This window comes from Roseobacter sp. YIN89 (assembly GCF_057219365.1).
Genome location: NZ_JBXVVD010000001.1, coordinates 66,988 through 87,073 on the forward strand (window position 1 = coordinate 66,988; position 20,086 = coordinate 87,073).

Sequence of the window (20,086 nt, forward strand, 5' to 3'; positions counted from 1 at the left end):
GGAGAACACCATGAACAAGCTCATGATGAGCACAGCCGTCGCCGGTCTTGCTGCCAGTGCGGCCTTCGCTGACGAAGTGCGCGTCTACAACTGGTCGGACTACATCGACGAAGCACTGCTTGAGAAGTTCGAAGCCGATACAGGCCTGGAACTGATCTATGACGTATTTGACAGCAACGAGGTTTTGGAAACCAAGATGCTGGCCGGTGGATCAGGGTATGACGTCGTCGTCCCGTCCGGCACTTTCCTTCAGCGCCAGATTGCGGCGGGTGCGTTCCAGCAACTGGACAAGTCGAAACTGCCGAACCTTGAAAACATGTGGGACGTGGTTGAAGCGCGGACGGAACAATACGATCCCGACAACTCGTATTCGATCAACTACATGTGGGGCACCACCGGCATTGGTGCGAACGTTGGAAAGGTGCAGGAGATTCTGGGCTCGGATGCGCCTGTTGCTTCGCTCAGCCTGATTTTTGACCCTGCGAACATGGAAAAGCTGCAAGAGTGCGGTGTGCATTTCCTTGATGCGCCAACAGAGATGATACCGGCCGCCCTGCAGTACATCGGCGAAGACCCCGACAGCAAAGACCCCGAAGTATTGGCCAAGGCCGAAGGGGTTCTGGCGGGCGTGCGGCCTTACGTGCAGAAATTCCACAGCTCGGAATACATCAATGCGCTGGCGAATGGTGACATCTGCGTAGCCTTTGGCTGGTCTGGCGACATTCTGCAGGCCCGTGATCGCGCATACGAGGCGGAAAACGGTGTCGAAGTCGTCTACAACGCACCCAATGAAGGTGCGTTGATGTGGTTTGACCAGATGGCTATCCCCACGGACGCACCTAATCCAGAAGGCGCGCATGTGTTCCTGAACTGGATCATGGATCCGCAGAACATGGCTCAGGCGTCGAATTACGTTTACTACGCAAACGGCAACGAAGCCTCGAAAGAGTTTCTCATTGAAGACGTGATCGGCGACACAGCGATCTACCCTGATGAGGCGACGCTGGAAAATCTTTACACCACGACGCCCTATCCGGCCAAGGTGCAGCGTACCGTGACGCGTATGTGGACCAAGATCAAATCCGGAACCTGATCCACTTTACGACATTGGGCAGCGCGACGCAGCGCTGCCCTTTCCATTTTGGCCTGCGTGCGGGCACACAAAGGACCTGACGTGACCCAAACCGTCTTTGCCCCTTGGGATGATCCAGCTGAAAAACCCCTGATCCGCTTCAAATCTGTCACCAAACGGTTCGGCGATTTTACGGCGATTGATGATCTGACGCTGGACATCTTTGAACAGGAATTTTTCGCATTGCTGGGGCCTTCCGGGTGCGGAAAAACGACGATGATGCGCATGTTGGCGGGGTTTGAAACACCCACCGAGGGCGTTATCGAACTGGCCGGACAAGACATCGCGCCGATCCCGCCGAACAAGCGGGCGGTCAATATGATGTTTCAGTCATATGCGTTGTTCCCGCATCTGAGCGTGTACGAAAACATCGCGTTCGGGCTGCGGCGCGGCAACATGCCCAAGGCCGACATTGATGACCGTGTGGGCGAAATGCTCAAACTGACGCGGCTTGAAAAATTTGCCCGCCGCAAACCGCACCAGATATCTGGCGGGCAAAGGCAGCGTGTGGCCCTCGCCCGTAGTCTGGCAAAAGCGCCAAAGCTCTTGCTGCTTGACGAACCATTGGGCGCTCTGGACGCAAAGTTGCGGCAGGCCACCCAATTTGAGCTGATGGACATTCAGGAAAAGACAGGCACCACGTTTGTAATCGTCACCCACGATCAGGAAGAGGCGATGACGGTGGCCAGCCGTGTTGCGGTCATGGACGAAGGCCGCGTGATGCAGGTGGCGACACCACAAAAAATCTACGAGATGCCGGAAAGCGTGTATGTCGCCGACTTCATCGGGGATGTGAATATCATAACAGGTACGGCAAAGCCCGTTGGCGAAGACCGCTTTGCGATCACGTGGCAAGAGGGGCAACCCCCCGTCTTTGTCAAATCAGAGCGTGCGGTATCGGATGGACAGCAAGGGCACATTGCGCTGCGCCCAGAGAAGGTTTCCATCAGCGCTGAGAAACCGGTGGATGCTGCCAACGCTCTTGAGGGCAAAATCCTCGACATTGCCTATTTGGGGAACCTGTCGACCTATCACGTCGAATTGCCCGGCGGTCAGATCATCAAGGCCCAGACCGCGAACACCCGGCGGATTTCGCGACGCAGCTTTACTTGGGAAGATCCTGTTTGGCTGAGCTGGACAGAGACTGCCGGAGTGCTTTTGGATCAATGAGAGCCGCGCGCGCATATCAATCGAAGGGCACTGGCTGATGCAGAGGTTTGTGCTGATCGCAGTTCCCTACGCGTGGCTTTTGGCGCTGTTTCTTGTGCCGTTTCTCATCGTTTTCAAGATTTCGCTGTCAGACATCGAGCTTGCCATTCCCCCCTATACGCCAACGCTGGATGACGGGTTGCGCGAATTCTTTGCCGCGCTTGATTTTGAGAATTTTGTCTTTCTGACAACGGACGATCTCTACTGGAAAGCCTATTTGAGCTCTTTGCAGATTGCAGTCATTTCGACGGCGATGACCCTGCTTGTGGGGTATCCGATCGCCTATGCAATGGCCCGTGCGCCCGAAGAGTGGCGCGCCACGCTGATGATGTTGGTAATCCTGCCCTTCTGGACGTCTTTTCTGATCCGCGTTTACGCATGGATGGGCATCCTCAGCCAGGAAGGGTTTCTCAACCAGTTCCTGTTGTGGACGGGCCTCATTTCCGCGCCGCTGACCATCCTGAACACAAATACCGCGGTCTATATCGGTATCGTCTACACATATTTGCCGTTCATGATCCTGCCAATCTTTGCAGCACTCGACCGGCTCGATGGCTCTTTGATCGAGGCGGCGGAGGATTTGGGATGCTCTCGGCTGCAGGCCTTTTGGCTGGTTACGATACCGCTGTCGAAAAATGGCATTATCGCCGGTAGTTTTCTGGTGTTCATCCCGGCGTTGGGTGAGTTTGTGATCCCTTCTTTGTTGGGCGGGTCCGGCACGCTGATGATCGGCAAGGTGCTTTGGGAAGAATTCTTTAACAACCGCGACTGGCCCGTCGCCAGTGCTGTGGCGGTTGTTTTGTTGCTGATACTCGTCATCCCGATTGTTCTGTTCCAGCGCAATCAGCAAAAGCAGGCGGAGGCCGGGCAATGAACAAGCTGAGCTGGTTCAATGTCACCTCTTTGACGCTCGGTTTCGCGTTTTTGTATCTGCCAATGGTCATTCTGGTCATCTACTCTTTCAATGAGAGCAAGCTGGTAACGGTTTGGGCCGGGTTCTCGACCAAATGGTATGGCGAGTTGTTGCAAAACGAGGCCTTTCTGGATGCCGCTTGGGTCACGCTGAAGGTCGCGGTCATCTCGTCGACCTTTGCCACGATGTTGGGCACCATGGCTGCATATGTTCTGGTACGCGGTGGCCGGTTCATGGGGAGAACCCTTTTTTCCGGTATGATCTATGCACCGCTGGTGATGCCAGAGGTGATCACCGGGCTGTCGCTTTTGCTGCTGTTCATTGGCATAGGTCTTGATCGCGGTGTGCTGACCATTGTTCTTGCGCATACCACTTTTTCGATGTGCTATGTGTCGGTTGTGGTGTCGTCTCGGTTGCTGACATTCGACCAATCCCTCGAAGAAGCGGCGCTCGATCTGGGATGCTCTGGTTTTGAGGCATTCAGGCTTGTGACACTGCCGATCATTGCGCCTGCTGTGATCTCCGGCTGGCTTCTGGCGTTTACGCTTAGCCTTGATGACCTTGTCATCGCATCGTTCACAGCCGGGCCCTCGGCGACCACGCTGCCCATCAAGATTTTCTCGGCTGTGCGTTTGGGTGTCTCGCCAGAGATTAATGCGCTGTCCACCATCATGATTGCCATTGTCACCCTGGGGGTTTTGACCGCGTCGATCATGAACAAGCGCAGCCTTGTGCGTCAGCGGCAGGAAGAACGCAACGCAGAGCGCGCCTGATGCAGAGAATTTTTAGTGATTTTGCCTACGGACCGGGCCCGCGCTCCGGCTGCTGGTGGGACGCAACGGTCGAGCTTTCCAAACGATTGGCGCTCGAGGGCTCGATTGACGTTGATGTCGCTATCATCGGGGCAGGCTTTACGGGCCTGTCCGCAGCGTTGACCTTGGCTGAGGGCGGCGCACGTGTGGCGGTGCTTGAAGCTCAGCATGTCGGATGGGGCGCTTCGGGGCGCAACGGCGGTTTTTGCTGTCTCGGCGGCGCGAAGGCTGATGACGCAGAGCTCGACAAGAAATTCGGCAAGGACGCGCGGTTGGATTTTCGACGTGCCGAGGTGCAGGCTGTGCACCACGTAGAAGCCACGCTTGCGCGGTTCGAGATTGATGTAGACCGCCATTCGGACGGCGAGACCGCGTTGGCGCATCGGGCCAGCGACATTAGGGCGATGCAGCAATCGGCTGCGGACATACGCGAAAATTATGATGTAGAGCCGCGGTTCCATGCGCCTGGCGATCTTGCGGCTGCGGGTATGAACGCTGAAGGTTTCTTTGGCGCGATGACCGTACCGATCGGATTTGGCCTGAACCCGCGGAAATATGTGGACGGGTTGGCACGGGCTGCGGAAAGCGCGGGCGCCGAGATATTTGAAGCAACCCTGGTACACCAGATTGCGCGGCGAGATGGCAAATGGGTTGTTCAAGCGGCGCAGTCCGAAGTGCGTGCTGAACAGGTTATTGTGGCGACCAACGGATATTCGTCGGAAGACCTGCCGGATTGGCTCAAGGCGCGCTACCTGCCGACACAGTCCAACGTGCTGGTAACGCGCCCGATGACGGAAACCGAACTATCCGAACAAGGCTGGTTCACCGATCAGATGTCCTTTGATACCCGGAATATGGTGCATTACTTTCGCCTGATGCCGGACAGGCGGTTTCTGTTCGGGATGCGCGGCACAATTAAGTCATCGCCGCAGGCGGAGCGTCGGGCACGCGCGAATACGCGGCGCCATTTTGAGCGGATGTTTCCGCGCTGGTCCCATGTCGAGACGACGCACGCGTGGTCTGGTATGGTGTCGCTTGCCTTTAACAAGGTGCCTTACGTTGGCGCTGTTCCTGAGAGTCAGGGGTTGTGGGCGGCCATGTGCTATCATGGAAACGGTGTGGCAATGGGAAGTTATAGCGGACGTCTCATCGCCGAACTGGCATTGGGCGGGCAGGCACAGGACAGACCGTCGGTAATGGCGCACCCGATGCGCCGGTTTCCTTTGGGGTCCTTGCGTCGTGCGCTTGTGCCGCCACTTTACGCCAGCCTCATGTGGCAGGACCGCTGATCTTCAGGGAAGGGTGGCTGCTGGTTCGCGCAATGCCGCAACCTGATCGGCACCAACGACCGAACCGCCCTGCAAAACATACACTGTGTCTGATCCGCGGCGCTGTGCTTCTGTGATCCTTGCATATGTCTCGGCGTTTGAGGTGCCGATGACCTGCCCGGCGGTACGACTTTCGACAACAAAGCTGTAAACCCCCGGCGCAAGTACTGATCCGTCATCGCCGCGCCCGTCCCATTTCACGGGATCAGTCCCAGTACCAATCTGCGTGCGTTGAACTTCTTTACCATCACTGTCTTTGACGACGAGAATTACCTCTTCGGCTGTGCTGTCCGGCAGGGGCAGCACGGTCAGCGGGGTGCCATCGAATTCGACGGGAGCGGATGTGCGCGCCTCCATCCCGATCCAAGATGCCGCCTGACCGATGGTATCGGCGTTCAGGGCCTCGGTAAGGGCGGTTAGCAGGTCATTGGAAAGAACCTGCTGTTCAACCATCGAAAACTGCGCGAGTTGCGCGGCATATTCCGAACTGTCAATCGGTTCCAGCGGGTCTTGATAGCGGGCTTGAGCCGTGAGCATTTGCAAGAAGGTTTCAAAGTCTGATGACAGAACCGCCGCTGCCTGATCCTGTCCCGAACTGCTGTTGCTGGCAGTGGTTGCAGCTTGCGTGTTTGTAATTTCCAAATGAACTCTCCTTACAATCGCAGATCGACACCTGACGATACGGTCTGCGCTGGGCGGCCGCCGTCTGCGGTTTCGATCTCTTCGATGGTTATAGTTGGCGGAACGGGTGTTGGTGCCTCAGAGTCTGGGCTGCCTTGGTGCTGCCGGGTGTTCCCTTCTGCAAAAGCGAAGTTGATGCTTTCATACCCAATGTTCTGGAATTCGCGCGCAAGCTCGTCAATATTACGGCGCATCAGGTCCAGAGTTTCCGGTCGTTCGGCTAATACAGTGACGGTTATCCCGGCTTCGGCCGCGGAGATGCTCATGCGAACGCGCCCCAGTTCGCGCGGGTTCAGCGCCACATCAACCGATTGCCCTGCCCTGTTCTGTATTGCCTCTGCCAGTTGGCGGGCGATTTGAGTGGGTGTATCTGCACGGGCAAAGACCTGTCCCGACGGCGTGGCCTGAGAAACTGTACCAGACCGCGTGTCGGACCCGATCGATTGTTCAGGCTCGAAGCTAACAGCCGACAGAACCTCAAGCTTGTCGTTTTTGGCCATCAGAGTCATCTTCGCCGAGCCTGCCTGCATCACGTGCGCCGCTGTCATCGTTTTTGCAGGTTGTATGGCGGATGGAGCCGCTTGTGTCGGTGCGGCTTCTATCGACGGTCGCGGTATGTCTTTTGATTTCGGGTCGTTCTTTGGTGTGAGGAGAGGTGCAGCCTGTTCTGCCCGCGACGTGGCGGGTGTTGTTGATGGCAGAGCAGTGCCAGAGATAGGTTGCCCCAGTGCCGGTTGTACCGCGTCCTTTGGTAAGGGCGGCGCGCTTTCCTTGCTTTGACTCGTGACCACATTTTCCGCAGTGGTCGTTAGCACCTGTGGACGTGTTTTGTTCGGGCTGGCTTGATCGGCATCTGTGGAGAGGAGTGCCTTTTGCGCATGCGGTGCGGTTTGATCTTTGGCCGTTTGAGTTGATTGAGGCGCCGCGCGCTCAGATGCGGCGGTGTCTGCTTGGCGATCAACAGATGATTTGTCAGGCGAGGATCCCTGCGGCGGCAGGCTTTCTGACGGCTCTCGCGCGGTGGTGACCGTGACAGTCTTGCGATCAGTTGTACCGTCCGCCGATGCGGGCGCATCAGGCTTTTTGGCAGTTTCGGCTATCTCTGGTTGGGCAACTTCATCGCCGGGTGGCGTATCGGAAGAGACCTTCTCTGTCGCATCTGACGGTTTGGCGTCCGCTTCAGGGCTGTTCTTCGCATCAGGGTTCACAGGCGCATCGCCTGTTTCGGAGTCTTCAGCGCGAGGTGTGGCCGCGTCTGTGTCTTCCTGCGCGACATATTCAGACTGAAAATCCGATGCATTATTGGATGCCTGACGATTGCTGTCGCGCTCAGGCGCGGCAACAGACCCTGTTCCATTGGCAGGTTTTACTTGTGCAATGGGTAGTTCCAGCATGTGCTACTCCGGGATTTCTTCCTCGACAGGTGATGTTTTGCACAGGGCTGGTTACCGCTTCTTTACCGGTAGGTGTCATCTTGCGGAAAAATATCTGCAATTGGAGATACCTGCTCATGGAGATTTCACCATCTGTGCACAGCCCCTTGGCGCCAGAGGCGCGAGACAAGGCATTACGCGATGCGGCGGAGAAACTAGAAGCCGGATTCCTTGCAGAAATGTTGAAAGCTGCGGGACTTGGCAAGACCAGAGGGCATTTCGGTGGCGGGGCTGGTGAAGACCAGTTTTCCTCCTTCCTCGTGCAGGAGCAGGCGCTGCAGATGGTCCGCACCGGGGGGATTGGCTTGGCAGAAGCGCTTTATGAATCACTAAAGGAGAAGCAGAATGGATGATCACGGATTTTCCGAAGTGATCGACGCCCTTGATGACGTACTGGAAACCGAACGCAGCGCTCTTTTGAGCGGTGATTTGGACGCGATTGGCCGCCTTTTGGAGCGTAAAGAGTCGCTTATCGAAAAACTCGCGCTTCTCGAGGCGACAGAGACTGCGTCTTTGGAAAAGTTGACGGATAAGATCAAACGCAACCAGGCGCTTCTTGATCAGGCGCTTGATGGTATTCGTACCGTGGCTAACCGCTTGGCCGAGTTGCGGCGGGTGAAAAGCTCGCTCGACACCTATGATGCCAGCGGCGCAAAACGCCGTATCGACATGGATGCCGAAGCGTCTGTCGAAAAGCGGGCATGACCAGTTTTGTTTAAAATGCGGTGGACTGTGCGGGACGTCATTAGGGTTGCATTAGGGATTTGACTTGCATGTTGGCCGCGCATCCGAGGTCGGATGGCGCATCGTTTATTCAAGAGCGATTGCATTGGTCAGAAAGACTGTTCTCGTCCGGAAGCAAAGCCTTTTGGACATAATCCACGCAAAGCGTGAACGATCAAAGGAACATGCTTTATGTCAAGCATTCTTACCAACAACAGCGCAATGGTCGCGCTGCAAACCCTGAAATCAATCAACATGAATCTCGGAAAAGTCCAAAGCGAGATCTCAACCGGTAAAACGGTAGAGAGCGCCAAAGACAATGCCACGGTTTGGATTACCTTGGCGTTGGACGAATATGCGCGCTGTGTTTTGATCATGTCCGTCAGTTCCGCAGCCACGTCGGTGGTGGATTCTTCACGGGCAAAAGACACGATATCACCCGTAGGCCCGTCGCCCGCATCCCAGAGAAAGAAGCTGCCACTCTCCCGCGATGGCAGGTACGTCTGGCTGTCAAAAGCCTGCAAGCCATTGGTATTTGGCACATTAACCAGAGGTATCTGGTAGATTGTCCTGATTTCACCCGTGTCGAATGTGGCGCGGACAAATCCGTTCGCATCGACGTCGACGCCGACGAAGTTACCGATGGCAGAGCCATCCTTGCGCACTGAAACCGGCGCAAAATTGTATGACAGCTGAGAGAGCCCCTCGGTGTCGCCAAGGGCACCAATGTCCACCTCAATAGGTCCGGCAGCGACGTTAACCGTCAAAAGGCCAGTGGCATCGTCATAAGCCGGACTGCCTGCGATAGGTGTTACATCGGCCAGCGACCCGCCACCGGTGCGGGTATCGTTGAATTCCAGCGTGTATGACCCGATGGAAACGCCCGGATTGGTGGAATCGAACATTTCCATGGTCCATGTATTCGTGGCAGGAGCCCCCGGCGCCGGTACGGTTGGTGTGAACTCGATGCTGATGCTTTGCGATGTGCCCAAATTGTCGAAGTACTCTACCGATAGCTGTTCAACCAAACCGGCGGAGCCGTCTTCGGTCGAGGTGGCTGGCAGATTGATGCCCAACGACATCGAAGTCGTCGGGTTGCCAGCGAGTTGACCGGTATTGATGCGCACCGGTTCCAAGCCGTCGGCTGTATCACGTGGATAGGGCGGAATTGTCCCGTCTGCTGCGGCGGGCCAGCCCATCAGCACGAGCCCTGACTGCGATGTCAGATATCCTTCTGCGTCGGTTCTGAATGACGCCGTTGTGGTCAGAAACATTGGCGCGTCGGTTCCTGCGGTCTGCACCTGCGCCGCTTGCGCGACCGGTAGCATGCCACCACCACGCACGGCAAGGTCAGTCGCATTCGATGTAGAAATCAGTGTGCCGCGTTCATCGATAAGGCGCTGTGTATTGGCGCGGACGCCGCCCGCTGCGTATGATCCGCCCCCCGAAGACAGCACCATTGATTCAAAATCTGTCTCCACCCGTTTGTAGCCGAAAGTCGAAGAGTTTGCGATATTGTCCGAGATGGATGCCAACCGCTGAGAGTTGGTCTGCAACCCCGCAACGCCTGCGTTGAGAGAAGAAGAAATCGACATGGGCACGCCTTTCTGATGTGTTGGTCCACGATGAGACCATCAGTAGGGTGCGTGCCCTTAACACCGCGCTAACAGATAAAATCCGCCATACTTTTGCCACTATTCCCGCAGCAACACGATTTCGACACGGTCGTTTCGTTCGGCCATCGGGTTAGGATGTATTGTCTCGCGATCGGCATGCCCGGTAACGCGCATCATACGCGTCGCGTCAACGCCGTTTTCTTCAAGCATCAGGCGGGTGCGGGTGCCGCGTTGCGCAGAGATGTCCCACACAGGGTTTCGTGCCAGCACGATGGGTTGAGACCGGACATGTCCGCCAATCGCTACGTCATTTTTAGCGGTTGCGATGACGCTGCCCACCAATTCAGTGAGGTCCGTCATCAGCAAGGTAGGCTGGTCAGAACCTGCATCAAACAGGGGCGCACCTTCCAATGCAAAAAGCTCGATCACAAGACCTTCGTCGGTAATGCGGGTGTTGATGTGCTCCAGCAGATTATCCATGACCGTGGATTCGCCCCCGCGCCCCATCAGTTCTGCCACCAGTGCATCAAGCTCTGCGTCGGCGCTGTCGCGTTCGCCACCGTCGGCGTCCGACCCGCTTTCGCCGCTTGCAGCCTGTTTGCGCGTCGCATGTTCATTCGTGGCGCCAAGACCGTTTTGCGGCAGTGTTTCTTCAGAGAAAATACTATCCCCGCCGAATGAACCATCGCCACCGCCCGACACGCGGTTGATCGGCACTGTTGGCGAAAAATAGTCCGCCAGACCCTGCCGTTGCTGTTCTGTTGTCGCATTCAACAGCCACATCATCATGAAAAAGGCCATCATGGCGGTCACGAAATCCGCATAAGCGACTTTCCAGGCACCACCGTGGTGCCCACCGCCGATAACTTTCTTTTTCTTTTTGATGATAACTGGTGCCAGATTGCTCTGCGCAGCCATGTTTCCACCACTCTAAAATTTACCCACTGACGGGTTTAGCCGAGAGGTGTTGCGGCAAGGTTAATGAAAGCTCAGTTAATTCGCCTTGCGTCACCGTTGCATATCGTTCCAGATGCATCGGGCGGTTTAATGATGACAACAACACCCTCGATCACTGACAGCACCTATTCATGGTTTAGATTGCTGCTGACACTTCTGGCGGCGATTATTGCCAACGTCGGTATGTGGGCGATAATTGTAATCATGCCGGCAGTAGAGGCCGAATTCGGTGCAGGCAGGGCCGAGGCGTCGATGCCCTATACCCTGACAATGATCGGCTTTGCTTTTGGAAATTTTGCCATTGGCCGTGCTGTCGACCGTTTTGGCGTGACGATCTCTCTCATAGCTGCTGCCGCTGGGATCGCCGCAGGTTTCGGCGCTGCTACGCTGAGCAGTTCCATCGTGATGATGTCTGCTGCCCAGTTGCTTGTCGGTTTCGCATCGGCGGTTGGTTTCGGGCCATTGATCGCGGATATATCCCACTGGTTTGTCCGCAGACGCGGAATTGCTGTCGCTTTGGTGGCAAGCGGAAACTACCTGTCCGGAGCGTTTTGGCCGATTGTCTTGTCTGGCCTGCTTCAGACCCACGGGTGGCGTACCGTTTACCTCTTTCTCGCCCTGATAACGCTAGTTGGCGTGGTCCCTCTGGCACTTGCCTTGCGGCGTAGCTTGCCCGATGAGGTCAAGGTCAGAGCCCAAGCCGCGTCGATTGCCAATGCGCTGTCATCCGGAATGTCACCACGTGCCTTACAGTACCTGCTGGGTCTAGCAGGAATTGGCTGCTGCGTGGCGATGTCGATGCCGCAGGTCCATATCGTCTCTTACTGCGTCGATTTGGGATATGGCCCTGCCGTCGGTGCAGAGATGCTGGCGCTCATGCTCATGGGTGGCGTAGTTTCGCGTATCCTTTCCGGTCTGATCGCGGATCAACTTGGCGGTGTCAGAACGCTCCTTGTAGGGTCAGCATTGCAGTGCCTTGCGCTATTTCTGTATCTGCCGGCGGGGGGGCTGGTTTCCCTGTACCTCGTTAGCCTTGTATTCGGCCTCAGTCAGGGTGGGATCGTTCCAAGCTATGCGCTGATCGTGCGGGAGTATATGCCCGCAAGAGAAGCCGGCGCGCGCGTCGGATTCGTACTTATGGCAACCATTATGGGGATGGCGCTAGGTGGCTGGATGTCCGGGTGGATCTACGATGTTACCGGATCGTACCAATTGGCATTCGTCAATGGCATCCTCTGGAACGGTCTGAACATCGCCATTATGCTCTGGCTCTTGCACCGCAGCCGCCCCCGCAAGCCGGAACGCGCAGCGCTCGCCTGACGGATCAGCCAAACGGACGCTTGCGCGCAAGTTCCATCTGCTTTTGCCGCTCGCGGAAACGCGCCTTGTCCGCGTCCGATGTCTTGTCAAAGCAGTTGTGGCAGCTCACGCCTGCTTCGTATTCCGGCCGCTTGATGTCTTCTGGGAGGATCGGTTGGCGGCATCCGTGGCAGAGCAAATGAGGGCCTTCACGCAATCCGTGGCCCACACTGACCCGGTTGTCGAAAACAAAGCAATCGCCGTGCCAGGTGCTGTCATTTTCAGGCGTTTCCTCAAGGTATTTCAATATGCCTCCCTTAAGGTGGTAAACCTCGTCCACTCCCTGACTCAGCAGGTAGTTCGTGGATTTTTCGCATCTGATACCGCCTGTGCAAAACATCGCGATCTTCTTGTTGTGAAAGCGATGCTTGTTCTTTTCCCACCAAGCGGGAAACTCGCCAAAGCTTTGAGTTTTGGGGTCAATGGCGCCGTCAAATGTCCCGATTGCCACTTCGTAATCGTTACGCGTGTCAATCACGGCAACATCAGGCTGGGCGATCAGGTCGTTCCAGTCAGCGGGGTCCACATAATGACCGACGCGCGCGCGGGGATCGACATCCGGCTGACCCATCGTGACGATCTCGCGTTTGATCCTCACTTTCATCTTTCCAAATGGGGCACGACTGCTTGTCGCCTCTTTCCATTCGAGGTCTGCGCACCCAGGCAGCGCTCTCAAATGGCCCAAGACCGCGTCGATGCCGGCGCGGGGCCCCGCGATGGTGCCATTCACACCCTCGGGTGCCAGCAACAGGGTTCCCTTGACGCCCTGATCCAGACACAAGGCCAACAGATCGGGTTTAAGAGCAGCGGGTTCGTCGAACCGTGTAAAGTGATATAAAGCAGCGATTATGAACATGGCCGACCCAATACGCCGGAGCACGCGGTCAGGCAAGTGTACATTGGCGGGCAACCGCTTGTGCCATTGACGATTGCACCTCTGGCCCTTAGCCATTGACGCTAAAGGAGAGTTTTGATGTCCCATGCCCTGATCGTCATCGATGTGCAAAAAGATTTCTGCCCCGGTGGCGCACTGGCCGTGCCCGGAGGCGATGATATCGTGGATGGGATCAACGCGCTTATGGCCGACTTCGATGCTGTGATTGCGACACAGGACTGGCATCCGGCGGGGCATTCGTCTTTTGCGTCGTCTCATAGTGGCAAGGCACCGTATGACCTGGTTGAAATGCCTTACGGGCCACAAGTGCTCTGGCCTGATCACTGCATTCAAGGCAGTGTCGGTGCCCAGTTTCACCCGAAATTACACATTGACCGCGCTGACCTGATCATCCGGAAAGGATATAATCCTGCGATCGACAGCTACTCGGCTTTCTTTGAAAACGACCACACAACCGCAACCGGGTTGGAGGGGTACCTTCACACCCGAGGCATCACCGACCTCACAATGGTTGGTCTGGCCACTGATTTCTGTGTCAATTTCTCGGCCGTTGATGCCGCCAAGTTAGGGTTCTCAGTGCAAGTTCGCGAATACCTGTGTCGCGCTATTGATCTGGATGGGTCCTTGGCTGCGGCGCGCGACGGTATGCGCTCTGCTGGTGTGCAACTGGAGTCCGGCAATGGTTGATATCGCTACCCGCGTCTGGAACCACAAATGGAAGATCGATCCGATTGTCCGGTCACTGATCGACACCGATTTCTACAAGCTGCTGATGTGCCAGTCCGTCTTTCGGAACAAACCGGACACAGTGGTAACTTTCAGCCTTATCAATCGCTCCAAACACGTCCCGCTGGCCGACCTGATCGATGAGGGGGAACTGCGCGAGCAGCTTGACCACATTCGGTCTTTGTCCCTGTCACGCGGCGAGAGCACTTGGCTGCGCGGTAATACCTTTTATGGCAAACGCCAGATGTTCCGCCCGGATTTTATGGAGTGGTTCGAAGGGTTGCGCCTGCCGCCCTACCATCTGGAGCGCAAAGGGGATCAATACGAACTGACCTTTGAAGGCGCGTGGCCCGAGGTCATGCTGTGGGAAATTCCTGCGCTGGCGGTGCTCATGGAACTGCGCGGGCGCGCTGTGCTCGATCAGATGCGCAAATTCGAATTACAGGTACTGTACGCGCGCGCCATGACCCGCGTGTGGGAAAAGATCGAAGCAATGCGGGACATCCCCGACCTGTCCATCGCCGATTTCGGGACGCGGCGGCGCCATAGCTACCTATGGCAGGACTGGTGCGTTCAGGCGATGCAGGAAGGTTTGGGAGATGCATTTACAGGCACATCGAACTGCCGGATCGCGATGCAACGCGAGCTGGAAGCAATCGGTACGAATGCACATGAACTACCCATGGTTTACGCGGCACTTGCCGAGACGGATGAAGAACTCGCCAAAGCGCCCTATGAGGTTTTGTCCGACTGGCATGAAGAGCATGAAGGAAACCTGCGCATCATTCTGCCCGACACCTTCGGCACCAGCGGGTTTCTAGAGAATGCTCCGGACTGGCTGGCCGGTTGGACGGGTATCCGTGTCGATAGCGGCGACCCTGCCGTCGCAGCAGAGAAGGCGATTGCATGGTGGCACGCGCGCGGCGAAAACCCACAGGACAAGCGTGTTATCTTCAGTGACGGGCTCGACGTCGAAAAAATTCGCGCCCTACACCAGCAATTCTCTGGTCGGGTAAATGTCTCATTTGGTTGGGGTACTTTGCTTACCAATGATTTCCGTGGGTTGGTGCCCGACGACCGGCTGGCACCCTTCTCGCTGGTCTGTAAGGCCGTCAAAGCCAACGGCCGCCCGACCGTCAAACTGTCGGACAATCCCAATAAAGCCATGGGGCCAGAAGCAGAGATTGCGCGCTACAAACGCGTGTTCCGTGTCGGCGAGCAAACAGCGCAACGCGTCGAGGTTTGAAAAGCCAGAGGGCGCGAACATGAAAATGGCCAGAGAGCAACGTACCCTCTGGCCATTTCAGTGCAGGCCGAACCAATTGCGCACACACACACGCTACAGCCTGCATAAAACCGTTATGCTACAAGCGTTCCTTCGATCACTACGTAGTCTTCTTCGTCCCTTGTTGCGTCTTCCGTCTTGACCACCTTGGGGCCGCGGACGGTATCGTCTGCACCCTCTGGAACCACCAGATGCAACGTTGCATCGCTGCGACGGATACCCATGCCCGTACGCTTGGCGACTTTGTAGAGGTTCGACATGACAATGGCTTTGGACCAGCCAGTTTCGACCTCAAGTTGTTCGGGCTGACACCCTTGTTCAAGAGCATCGAGCAGATACTCTGCAACGGTGCCTTCCTTAGGCATGCAGACCTGCGAGTGATGACCCGGCTTGACCAAAATACGGTCGCCGCAACGGCTGTTTAGGGCTTCGAGACGTCTGCTTTTTGCCAATTCCAAGGTCATCACTCTGTCCTTACTTTTTAAATGCGGTTACCCGCAGTGAACTCTTAAAAACGGTGGGCATAACAGCCCGTACTCTTACTCGCTTGTGTCCGCATCAAGTTGCGGTGGGAGGGCACCACGGGCCGGAGCCCGTGGTGGTTCTTGCAATTGGGCTTCGTCACTAGCGGGAGAACTGGGTGTGACATCAGCCCGGGTGGTGTAAACAACGTTTTCCGGCTGTCTCAGCACGACAAGATCAATAGCGCCGCAGTCGGCATCATGTTCTGAACAGACGGTGATATTCTTCGTAGAAAAAAGAGGTCCCAAGTGTTCGTCCTTGGTCACCACAGATGCGTCTTTCGTGGCGCATCCTGTCAACGCGGCGATTGCCAGCATCGACGTGGTTACCTTGAACCCAAACTTGTGGCCCATGAACAAACTCCCAAGTTAGCCCCACCCAGGTTTTGTAAATGAACACTTTGTCCCGACCGTCGTGGCCGCTGACGAGCACAGTTATGCCACATTTTCGGCTCATTTCAATTTTCGGGGAGATTCGTTTACCGAGCCGAAACATTCGGTGCCGTTGCGAAGGGATTGGTTGCGCCGAACATCTGTTCAGCAGGTCTGAATGGCGTAAAATGAACAGATAACCATTCAAAAATTAACGGGAATTTTACTAAACCAGAATTGTGGCAGAATTTTTCCCGCATAGCGAGAATTTCGTCAGAATTTCCCCGAATCAAACTTCGGAAATGGGATGAATAAGGCGAAAACCGGATAACTATGTAATGCGCGCGCGCTGAAATATGGCGTACCTTGCAGGAATGTGGCGCAAATAGGGCGCGTGCCTTGGGCGCTAATTGTTTTCGGGGGGTACGACGCCTTTGCGCAAGACGAAACATCCGTAAAACCGACGTTCGTCCGTTTGAATGACAGCATAGGCGTTTTTGGCCCTCTCGTAGAAAGCAAAGCGCTCAATACCGCGAAGTTGCGGGCCGCCAGCCGCCGTAATTTCTGCCTGCGCCTCTGCCATTACCGGTTCTAGGGCATCCGGCGCGCCGACGACCTCCATACGGCCTGCGGCACCGTCAACAAAGGTGTCGACCGGATACACAGACAGAACAGCGCGCAAGACGTCCGCTGCAGAACGGTCAATACGCAAAACCCGCCCCAGCGATGTCTGCCGTGCGATACTGTCGGCGGGAAAGTTTGTGTCCGAGATGACAAGATCATCCCCGTGCCCCATAGCCCGCAGCGCAAACAGCACATCGGCGTTCAGCAACGGATCAATTCCCTTGAGCATGCTCTGTCCCCTCTTTTTTCAAATGATCCAACACCGCGCCGGTGATGAGCTGACCGATAGACAGATGTGCGCGTGCATCAAGATGTACGCCGTCATTTGGATCAACACGCGCGACCTCGTTGCAGTCCACAAATCCCACGCCATGCCGCTCGGCCAGATGTCGAAGATGGCCCGGCAAGGCGTCTGCCTTTTCCTGAGCACCGGCGAAGATCTCGGTAAACACGCCCGTCTCTGTGACCCGCACCGGTGCCGCGATCAAAATATCGGGGGTCGCGCCCCCCGGTCCACAGGCCGCCGTTGACACTTCAACCATCAACCTTTGCACACCCAAGGCGACATCTGCAGCGGCCATGCCAAAGCGCGCCTTAAGGTCGTTGGTGCCCAGCATGATGATAACCAGATCAATCGGACGATGGCTTTCCAACAGTGCGCGCAACACCCGCACGCCGTTTCGGTGATTTCCTTCTATGGGGTCGTCTAACACTGTCGTCCGGCCCGGATGGCCCTCTGCGATGACGTCCCAACCTGACCCCAACATTTCGGCCATAACGTCGGGCCAGCGCGCACCCTTGGGGTGTCTGCGCTGATCTCCAAGAAAGCGCAATGCGCGCGTGCCATGCGTGTTGCTGTCCCCGAAACAGAGCACGGTCCGCTGCTCGTCGGTCATGCGCGCGGCCTCTCGCACCACCGGGCAGGCATACCGCCGGTGGAAATCCTAAGCTCGTGATCGGCTCGCAGGTCCAACATTTTTCTAAAACCCCCCGTTTTCCGAGACGTTAGTCAATGGTGCGCCACCTGTCCACGACCTCACATGTCTGCGCGGGGTAACGTGCGTTGCACCGGGCTGGAAACTGTCTATCCTCGAACCAGCGGAGGAGGCGCGTGGCATGGCACTAAAAAAGCGGCACTGGGACCGGCTTGGGAATGGCGGGGTCACCTTTACCGAACTGGGATTTGGCAGCGCGCCCCTTGGAAATCTCTACCGCGCAATTTCTGATGCAGACGCACGTGCAACGCTGGATGCCGCTTGGGAAGGCGGGGTGCGTTATTTTGATACCGCGCCGCTTTACGGCCTTGGGCTCGCTGAAACGCGGCTGAATTCGTTTTTGCGCGACAAGCCAAGAGACGAATACGTTCTTTCGTCCAAGATCGGTCGCCTGATCCTACCCTGCGCCCCTGAGCACCGCAGCGGTGTCGGTAAGTGGTTTGAAGTGCCACAGCGTCGCGAGCATTTCGATTACACCTATGATGGTGTGATGCGTTCCTTTGAACACTCCTTTGCGCGATTGGGCGTCGAACGGATCGATATTCTTTACGTTCATGATCTATGTGTCTTCAGCCACGGTTCGAAAGAAATATCTGACATGCGCATCGAAGAGTTCTTTGGTGGCAGGGGATATGACGCCATGATTTCGCTGCGGGATCAGGGCCTGATCAAGGCCATAGGCGGCGGCGTCAATGAATGGCAGGTTTGCCAGACACTGGCAGAGCGGGGCGATTTTGACCTTTTCCTGCTGGCAGGCCGCTACACGTTGCTTGAGCAGGACGCGCTCGACAGTTTCCTACCACTATGTGACTCCCGTGGCATCGGCATTGTGACGGGTGGGCCCTACAACTCAGGTATCCTTGCCACTGGGGCAAAACCGGGCGCGTATTACAACTATGACCCGGCGCCACAGCACATCATGGACCGTGTGGATGCCATTGAAGCCGTCTGCCGTGACCACGATGTGCGACTGGTCGATGCTGCCTTCCATTTCCCCCTGCTGCACCCCGCGCATGTCACGGTCATTCCGGGCGGGCAGAGCGTGGAAGAAACCCAAGGCAACCTTCAGGCGGCACATGCAGAAATTCCGACCGCGTTGTGGGACGATCTGAAATCAAAGGGTTTACTGCGCCAAGACGCACCAACTGGGTGACACAATGAGGATTGATGCTCATCACCACCTTTGGCATCCCGCGCGCAGCGACTATGACTGGATGCCCGACAACGATGTCTTGCAGCAGCCGTACCTGCCGGCTGATCTGGCGCCTCAACTGTCCGCCGCCGGAATAGACGGCACGGTGCTGCTACAAGCCGCCGCCAGTCTCGAGGAAACAGAATACATGCTGGGCCTCGCAGACGCGACACCTTGGATCAAAGGTGTTGTCGGGTGGATCGATTTTGACGACCGCATTCATCTTGCCCACTTGCGCCGGTTGGCGCGTCATCCTCAGTTTATCGGGGTGCGGCCGATGATTCAGGAGATTGACGATAAGGAATGGATGCTGGGCCATGGTGTGCAGTGGGCCTACAAAGCCCTTGTCGACCTTGATCTCAGCTTTGATGTATTGGGTCTGCCCGAACATATCGCCCCAACTATCGAATTGGCGCAGAAACACCCCGATCTGAGAATAGTTTGCGATCACCTGATGAGGCCGCGTATCGCCGCCCACCAGTCCGGAGAGGATGTATTCTCTGATTGGGCGCATGGCATTTCAGCGCTCGCGGAAGAGGCACATGTTTTTATGAAACTGTCGTCTCTTGTAACCGAAGCGTCAGACGGGTGGAGTCTGGATACTGTGCGACCCTTTACCGATCACGCGATCACCGCTTTCGGCCCAGAGCGCGTAATGTGGGGTTCGGACTGGCCGGTAAGTCGACTGACAGCAGAATACGCGCAGTCACACGCGTTGGCTTGTGACCTCATTGCGCATCTGTCGGAACCCGATCAATCAGCGATCCTTGGCGAAACTGCCGCGCGCTTTTACAAGCTAACGTGATCTGCGGAAGCAAAACCGCGCCGGCCTGCAGCCAGGTGCGGTCATCCAGTCGATAGCGTTTTCTTCTGCGACCTATTCTTGTGAACTGCCTCCTGAACTGCCTCCGACGTGCCCATCCGTTTCGTGCCGTCAGCTTTTCGCGGCACGTGCGGAGCGGTCGCACAACTGGCCTGCGGAGCACGGATCATCTGACATGGATTATACCATTGAACGACCAAGGGGATTGCACGCGCCTCGAGGCGTAGTCTGTGGGTGATTCTCGGAGTGTTCAGGGTCAGGTCCTGTAAAATCAATGTTTTCTCTCGTGCAGCACAACAACCGCGTGCGCAAAACGCGGTGAGCATCCTTTTGGCCCTGAAAAGGGGAATAAACGTTGACGGCACCATCTATCGTACCGTTATGGTTGATCATCTGCTCGGGCTGGAAATACCAAAAATTAGTTTGGGGACCCCGCTGAAGGCCCGGCGTCGACGCCTAGCTTCGACTTTTCAATGCGGAAACTGCTTCC

The 20,086-nt window shown here is 56.3% G+C and carries 21 protein-coding genes; 12 read left to right on the forward strand and 9 right to left on the reverse strand.

The genetic code is table 11. The features are described from left to right. Window positions 1–10: 10 nt before the first annotated feature. The 5 genes from AC2D8V_RS00325 (at window position 11) to AC2D8V_RS00345 (ending at window position 5,355) form a co-directional block, all read left to right on the forward strand. The gene (locus AC2D8V_RS00325) at window positions 11–1,093 is read left to right on the forward strand and encodes a polyamine ABC transporter substrate-binding protein (RefSeq protein ID WP_484731515.1); all 1,083 of its coding nucleotides are present in this window, start codon (window positions 11–13) and stop codon (window positions 1,091–1,093) included. A gap of 81 nt (window positions 1,094–1,174) precedes the next feature. Beyond that, complete coding sequence (locus tag AC2D8V_RS00330; protein WP_484731516.1) at window positions 1,175–2,302, forward strand: ABC transporter ATP-binding protein; 1,128 nt, start codon at window positions 1,175–1,177, stop codon at window positions 2,300–2,302. Between the two features lie 37 nt (window positions 2,303–2,339). Next, entirely contained in the window at window positions 2,340–3,215 is an 876-nt protein-coding gene (locus AC2D8V_RS00335; protein ID WP_484731517.1) for an ABC transporter permease subunit, read from the forward strand. Further along, window positions 3,212–4,027 (forward strand): ABC transporter permease, encoded by an 816-nt coding sequence (locus AC2D8V_RS00340; RefSeq protein WP_484731518.1) that lies wholly within the window; start codon window positions 3,212–3,214, stop codon window positions 4,025–4,027. Before AC2D8V_RS00335 ends, AC2D8V_RS00340 begins: the two co-directional genes overlap by 4 nt. Further along, window positions 4,027–5,355, forward strand: a complete 1,329-nt coding sequence (locus tag AC2D8V_RS00345) for an NAD(P)/FAD-dependent oxidoreductase (protein WP_484731519.1) — start codon at window positions 4,027–4,029, stop codon at window positions 5,353–5,355. The genes AC2D8V_RS00340 and AC2D8V_RS00345 overlap by 1 nt, the downstream gene beginning before the upstream one ends. Before the next feature lie 3 nt (window positions 5,356–5,358). Here AC2D8V_RS00345 and AC2D8V_RS00350 read toward each other — a convergent pair whose 3' ends face one another. Both AC2D8V_RS00350 and fliK read right to left on the reverse strand, forming a co-directional pair. Beyond that, window positions 5,359–6,036 (reverse strand): flagellar hook capping FlgD N-terminal domain-containing protein, encoded by a 678-nt coding sequence (locus AC2D8V_RS00350; RefSeq protein WP_484731520.1) that lies wholly within the window; start codon window positions 6,034–6,036, stop codon window positions 5,359–5,361. Window positions 6,037–6,047: 11 nt separating this feature from the next. Next, window positions 6,048–7,469 carry a flagellar hook-length control protein FliK gene (gene fliK, locus AC2D8V_RS00355; RefSeq protein ID WP_484731521.1) on the reverse strand — a complete coding sequence of 474 codons (1,422 nt, stop codon included), beginning with the start codon at window positions 7,467–7,469 and terminating at the stop codon, window positions 6,048–6,050. A gap of 116 nt (window positions 7,470–7,585) precedes the next feature. On the opposite strand from fliK, the gene AC2D8V_RS00360 reads away from it, so the two are divergent. After that, window positions 7,586–7,861, forward strand: a complete 276-nt coding sequence (locus tag AC2D8V_RS00360) for a rod-binding protein (protein ID WP_484731522.1) — start codon at window positions 7,586–7,588, stop codon at window positions 7,859–7,861. After that, a complete protein-coding gene (locus tag AC2D8V_RS00365) occupies window positions 7,854–8,213 on the forward strand; it encodes a flagellar biosynthesis protein FlgN (RefSeq protein ID WP_484731523.1) in 360 nt (119 codons plus the stop codon). Before AC2D8V_RS00360 ends, AC2D8V_RS00365 begins: the two co-directional genes overlap by 8 nt. Window positions 8,214–8,341: 128 nt before the next feature. On the opposite strand, the gene AC2D8V_RS00370 is transcribed toward AC2D8V_RS00365, so the two are convergent. Both AC2D8V_RS00370 and AC2D8V_RS00375 read right to left on the reverse strand, forming a co-directional pair. Continuing rightward, window positions 8,342–9,826, reverse strand: coding sequence for a flagellar hook protein FlgE (locus AC2D8V_RS00370; protein WP_484731524.1), 1,485 nt, complete (start codon window positions 9,824–9,826; stop codon window positions 8,342–8,344). A gap of 99 nt (window positions 9,827–9,925) precedes the next feature. After that, window positions 9,926–10,765, reverse strand: a complete 840-nt coding sequence (locus tag AC2D8V_RS00375; protein WP_484731525.1) for a flagellar motor protein MotB — start codon at window positions 10,763–10,765, stop codon at window positions 9,926–9,928. A gap of 132 nt (window positions 10,766–10,897) precedes the next feature. On the opposite strand from AC2D8V_RS00375, the gene AC2D8V_RS00380 reads away from it, so the two are divergent. Then, window positions 10,898–12,124 (forward strand): MFS transporter, encoded by a 1,227-nt coding sequence (locus AC2D8V_RS00380; RefSeq protein ID WP_484731526.1) that lies wholly within the window; start codon window positions 10,898–10,900, stop codon window positions 12,122–12,124. Between the two features lie 4 nt (window positions 12,125–12,128). Here AC2D8V_RS00380 and trhO read toward each other — a convergent pair whose 3' ends face one another. Further along, a complete protein-coding gene (trhO, locus tag AC2D8V_RS00385; RefSeq protein WP_484731527.1) occupies window positions 12,129–13,019 on the reverse strand; it encodes an oxygen-dependent tRNA uridine(34) hydroxylase TrhO in 891 nt (296 codons plus the stop codon). 117 nt (window positions 13,020–13,136) lie between these two features. On the opposite strand from trhO, the gene pncA reads away from it, so the two are divergent. Further along, window positions 13,137–13,745 carry a bifunctional nicotinamidase/pyrazinamidase gene (gene pncA / locus AC2D8V_RS00390; protein WP_484731528.1) on the forward strand — a complete coding sequence of 203 codons (609 nt, stop codon included), beginning with the start codon at window positions 13,137–13,139 and terminating at the stop codon, window positions 13,743–13,745. Further along, window positions 13,738–15,030, forward strand: a complete 1,293-nt coding sequence (gene pncB, locus AC2D8V_RS00395) for a nicotinate phosphoribosyltransferase (protein WP_484731529.1) — start codon at window positions 13,738–13,740, stop codon at window positions 15,028–15,030. Before pncA ends, pncB begins: the two co-directional genes overlap by 8 nt. A 113-nt stretch (window positions 15,031–15,143) precedes the next feature. Here the strand turns inward: pncB and AC2D8V_RS00400 are convergent, their stop codons facing one another. From AC2D8V_RS00400 to AC2D8V_RS00415, 4 genes are all read right to left on the reverse strand, one after another. Beyond that, window positions 15,144–15,533 carry a hypothetical protein gene (locus AC2D8V_RS00400; RefSeq protein ID WP_484731530.1) on the reverse strand — a complete coding sequence of 130 codons (390 nt, stop codon included), beginning with the start codon at window positions 15,531–15,533 and terminating at the stop codon, window positions 15,144–15,146. Window positions 15,534–15,608: 75 nt separating this feature from the next. Continuing rightward, window positions 15,609–15,944, reverse strand: coding sequence for a hypothetical protein (locus tag AC2D8V_RS00405; protein WP_484731531.1), 336 nt, complete (start codon window positions 15,942–15,944; stop codon window positions 15,609–15,611). Window positions 15,945–16,368: 424 nt separating this feature from the next. Next, the gene (locus AC2D8V_RS00410) at window positions 16,369–16,815 is read right to left on the reverse strand and encodes an RbsD/FucU family protein (RefSeq protein WP_484731532.1); all 447 of its coding nucleotides are present in this window, start codon (window positions 16,813–16,815) and stop codon (window positions 16,369–16,371) included. Continuing rightward, on the reverse strand, window positions 16,799–17,482 hold the full coding sequence (locus AC2D8V_RS00415) for an SGNH/GDSL hydrolase family protein (RefSeq protein WP_484731533.1): 684 nt from the start codon (window positions 17,480–17,482) through the stop codon (window positions 16,799–16,801). Before AC2D8V_RS00415 ends, AC2D8V_RS00410 begins: the two co-directional genes overlap by 17 nt. Before the next feature lie 220 nt (window positions 17,483–17,702). Here AC2D8V_RS00415 and AC2D8V_RS00420 point away from each other — a divergent pair, with 220 nt between their 5' ends. Both AC2D8V_RS00420 and AC2D8V_RS00425 read left to right on the forward strand, forming a co-directional pair. After that, window positions 17,703–18,734, forward strand: coding sequence for an aldo/keto reductase (locus AC2D8V_RS00420; protein ID WP_484731534.1), 1,032 nt, complete (start codon window positions 17,703–17,705; stop codon window positions 18,732–18,734). A 4-nt stretch (window positions 18,735–18,738) separates the two neighbouring features. Beyond that, window positions 18,739–19,578, forward strand: a complete 840-nt coding sequence (locus AC2D8V_RS00425; RefSeq protein ID WP_484731535.1) for an amidohydrolase family protein — start codon at window positions 18,739–18,741, stop codon at window positions 19,576–19,578. Window positions 19,579–20,086: the final 508 nt, after the last annotated feature.